Origin of the sequence: Streptomyces phaeochromogenes, from assembly GCF_001418655.1 — a bacterium.
Taxonomy (GTDB): domain Bacteria; phylum Actinomycetota; class Actinomycetes; order Streptomycetales; family Streptomycetaceae; genus Streptomyces; species Streptomyces phaeochromogenes.
Genome location: NZ_LIQZ01000696.1, coordinates 1 through 1,364 on the forward strand (window position 1 = coordinate 1; position 1,364 = coordinate 1,364).

Below are 1,364 nucleotides of genomic sequence, written 5' to 3' on the forward strand. Positions count from 1 at the left end.
ATCTGCTGGGCGGCGCCGCCCGCGACCGCACCGAGCAGCGGCGACTGGAGCCCGGTCAGCTTGTCGGCGACGGCGTCGACTAGCTTGCGCAGTTCCTCGGCGGCCGAGCCGGGCGGCTGGCCGTTCTGGACGCGGCGGCGGGCCTTCTCCGCGGCGAGGTCCTCGGCGCACGCCTTCGCCCAGGCATCGGCGTCGGTCGCGCGCACCTCGTCGAGCGCGTCCTTGGCGGCGTCGGCGTCGGACGTGGGGCGCTCATCGCTCATGGCGGACTCCAAGCGTGGGATCTGTATCTCTCGACGTTACCCGAACGGGGGTACGCCGTTCATCGTGCGCGCGGCCACAGAAACGGGACCCTGGTCACTTTTCCCGGGGCCACAGGTCCGGGTCCGGTGCGAAGCGGACGGCCAGTTCGCCGTCGCGCAGGGAGGCGCCGTCCACCGTGCAGCGGCGCAGGGCGGACGGGAGGGGCACGATCCGGCGGAACTGCCCTGCCGTGACCACGAGTTCGTCGCCACGACGTACGAGGTCGAGCTCCTCCCGTATCGCGCCGGGAAGGGGGATGTGCCAGACGAGCACGCCGTCGTCGGCGAGCCGGTCGGCGACGGGCCACTCGACCGGTCCCGGGGCGTCGCCCGGCGCGGGCACGGGCAGCGCGGCGAGGTCCTCGGCGCCGCGCGGGTCCCGGCCGAGGTGGGGGAGCTCGCGTACGTCGAACGTCCGCCCCCACTCGTCGCGCCATTCGTCGAGCGCCTTGCGCTGCTGTACGGCGAGGGCGGCGAGCCAGGTGTCGGGGGACGCGTCGGGCAGGACGCGGTTCGCGACCAGGGCGTCGGTGCGCAGGCCGCGCAGGGCGAGGCCGGTGGCTGCGGCACGTACGGCGTCGGTGCCGGCCGGGCCCGGCTCGGCGACCAGCCGTACGGTCGTGGCCGCGTCCTCGACGGCCAGCTGGACGGCGGCCAGCTCGACGTCCCAGCGGGCCGCCGTCTCGTACAGCCACTCCGAGGGCATCGGGACGCCGGCGAGACGGCCGAGTACGGGGCGCAGCGCGCGGGCCGCCTGGCGCTCCGCGGGGAGCAGGCGGCGGAGGTAGCGGCGCAGCTGTTCGGGGAGGGCGAGGAGGGCGAGTGCCTGGGGGGTGGGCGGCAGGTCGACGACCAGGAGGTCGTACGTGTCCGCCGTGGCCGCGTCGCGCAGGGCGCGGAGCAGGGCGAGTTCCTCGGCGCCGGGGAGGGGGGTGAGTTCCTCGCCGTCCAGACGGGCGGCGCCCAGGAGGTCGAGGGCGGTGGTGGCGCGGTCCTGGAACGCGAGGAGGTCCGTGCGGAAGGCCTCGGTGGCGTCCGGGCGCCAGGTGGTGAGGTGGGGGG

Annotated in this window: 2 protein-coding genes; both read right to left on the bottom strand. The window is 75.8% G+C overall.

What is annotated here, in order from left to right:
- Positions 1–263: DUF5304 family protein (locus tag AOK17_RS47640; protein WP_169802024.1), on the bottom strand; the 263-nt coding region annotated here is incomplete at its 3' end.
- Between the two features lie 94 nt (positions 264–357).
- Positions 358–1,364, bottom strand: a 1,007-nt coding sequence (locus AOK17_RS47645) for an ArsA family ATPase (protein WP_055618832.1), incomplete at its 5' end; no start/stop codon positions are given.